The organism is Mycoplasmopsis felifaucium ATCC 43428 (assembly GCF_000687775.1).
GTDB classification, from domain to species: Bacteria; Bacillota_I; Bacilli_A; order Mycoplasmatales; family Metamycoplasmataceae; genus Mycoplasmopsis; species Mycoplasmopsis felifaucium.
The window spans coordinates 1-2,701 of sequence record NZ_JHXS01000035.1 but is presented as its reverse complement, the minus strand read 5'-3'; the positions used below and the strand labels follow the sequence as shown (position 1 = coordinate 2,701).

At 24.8% G+C, this 2,701-nt stretch carries 2 protein-coding genes; one reads left to right on the top strand and one right to left on the bottom strand.

The window, feature by feature from the left end; all coding sequences use genetic code 4:
• Positions 1–184 precede the first annotated feature (184 nt).
• Positions 185–1,930 carry a hypothetical protein gene (locus tag T390_RS0103575; RefSeq protein WP_027335102.1) on the bottom strand — a complete coding sequence of 582 codons (1,746 nt, stop codon included), beginning with the start codon at positions 1,928–1,930 and terminating at the stop codon, positions 185–187.
• Positions 1,931–2,036: 106 nt separating this feature from the next.
• Here T390_RS0103575 and T390_RS0103570 point away from each other — a divergent pair.
• Positions 2,037–2,701 (top strand): restriction endonuclease subunit S (locus tag T390_RS0103570; protein ID WP_027335103.1); only part of this gene is annotated, 665 nt, incomplete at its 3' end.

Genomic DNA, 2,701 nt, shown 5'->3' with positions numbered 1-2,701 from the left:
ATATTATGATGCTCTTGAAATTTATCAATTAAAACATGATATTAATCCATTAGTTTCATTATTGGCAAAATATTTATATGAAAGATTAAAAGAACTTATTGATATACTTAGTTATTAATTATTAAATAATAAAACTAACACCTTAATTATGATGTTAGTTTGTTTTTTACTATAAAACAGTGGTTTAAGATACAATTGGCATTCTTGTATAAATTGAAGAAGGATTGATTTCAATATCTTCATACGTTTCTGAAGTTGCTGTAGTTGAATTCATAATGCCAACAGTTAACTTGGTATTTATGTTAAAACATATTTTTTTGCTTGTTACACCATCTTGACTTGTATATGAATCTTCTTTAAAGTCTGATAAACTTAAAATTTCTATTTTATATAATCCAATTTGAATAGCTGTATTAGTTGAATTGATATTATTTATAAATCCTTTATCTTGAAGTGCTTCAGTTTCATTTAAAGGTCTGCCTTCATAATAAGGAATAAATAATGAATTAGTATTAATTTTATTTAATCCATTTGCATAAAAAGTTATTTCATTGGTTGAACTATTTGAAATGCTAAAAATACGTTTGATTGTATTAGGGTCACTTAAAACAAAAGCAGTTGGATCATTTTTATGTTTTTCATATTCGCTTAAAATCAATTTACCTTTATTTGAATTAGAAGCAAAAGAACCGTGTAGATTTTCAATATTTAAAAATGTAAAGAAATCTTTTTTAACTATTTCAGGAGTAATAACTTTTTTGAAGTTAGTTATTTCTTTATATAGGCTATTTACTTCAATGTTTTCGCCAGATGATTCATTATGGTAATTAATAGCGTAATCTACATATAATGTTCCAGTTAAATCATTAGCAGAAATATGTTTCACTTTAAGTTGTAATGGAATATTTTGATATCTACTGTAAGCATTTTCAACTTCATAGAATTGAGCCGATAAATCAACTTCATTTTTATATCTTCCTACATAGTAAGATGCATAGTGATTAAGCAAAGTGTTATCATTTGAAATGTCTATGGCTTGCACATGGTTTTGAAGTACATAATTTATATAATCAAATGTACTATATGCTAACATATTTTTATCTAATTGTAAACTTCCAAAATAAAATGATCTAGTTTCTTCAGAAATTACACCATTAGCTAGAGTTTTAGTTTTATAATCAACGTTAACGATTAAGGTATATTTGTTATTAGAATTCTTTTTAATTGAAAGGTTATTAATTACTATTGGAGAATTATCATTATCTAAAATACTTTTAACATCAAGCAGGCCCAAACCATTAGTTAAGATTTTTAAATCAGTAAAATAAGGAACTAAATCTTTATTAGTTAATTTTAAAACTTCATCAAGGTTGTTTTGTCTTTCAGCTACTTTATTTTTATTGAATGATTGTTGTAAAGCTGTACCAATAATTCTTGTGGCAAAACCATCTAAATTAACAGTTAGATTTTCAAAAGTATTATTCAAATAAGTTCCTGAAACATTAAATGATAAAGTGCCTAATGAATCATTATAAGCTACTACATTCGCACCAGTTATATTAAAATCTGAGCCACTCATAACTTTAACTTTTGATGATTCAAAAGAAGGAATTAAGTTTTTATTTAATTGAAATAAATTAGATAACTTTTGAATTTGTTCACTATTAAACTCCGTAATTTTATTTAATGCTGGTTGATTTCGGATTTCATTTGGTTTATTTGATTCTGGATTTATTTCAGGTTTATTTTCAATATTTTGACTATTATTTTGATTTACATTATTGTCTTTTTCATCTGTTTTAATAGGTTGTTCGTTATTTTCAGATGAGTTATTATCTGCTGAATTGTTGCAAGAAACAGCCAATATTGAAAATAAAGGCATTGATAAACTTGTAACTGATAAACTTAATTTTAAAAATTTCTTATTCATAATTACTCCTGATAAAAAATATTTTTTATTTTAGCATATTTTTTATATTATATAAATTTTAATTACAAAGTAATTACATAAATTATTATGTTATTATTTTATTAATATGAGTAATAAAAGAATGGTGCCTGAGGTAAGGTTTAAGGGGTTTGAAGAGGATTGGAAAAAACTTCAATTTTCAGAATTATTAAATTATGAAAGACCTGACAAGTACATTGTTACTAGCGAAAAATATAATGAATTTTATAAAACACCAGTACTAACAGCAAATAAAGGATTTATATTAGGATTTACTAATGAAACTAATACATATAATAAATCGTGTATTTTGTTTGATGATTTTACATTAGACTCTAAGTACGTTAATTTTCCTTTTATGGTGAAATCGAGTGCACTAAAGATTTTAACTGCTAAAGATAACTGTAATGATTATTTTACTTACTCAGTTATTAATGCAACTAGTTTTGAATTACAGGGACACGCAAGACATTACATAGAGTTTGTGCAGCCTGTTAAAACTTTAGTGCCTTCATACCAAGAACAATCTAAAATAGGTGAATTCTTTAAGAATATTGATAACTTAATTACTCAAACATCTACTAAATTAGACAAATTAAAAGATGTTAAAAAGTCTTTACTTAATAAAATGTTTCCAAAAGAAGGAAAGCTTGTTCCCGAGATTAGGTTTTCGCAATTTAACGATTTATGAAAAGTCGTTAAATTGAATGAAATTAGTAGGTATACTATTTCCAATCTTAATGTTTCAGATGC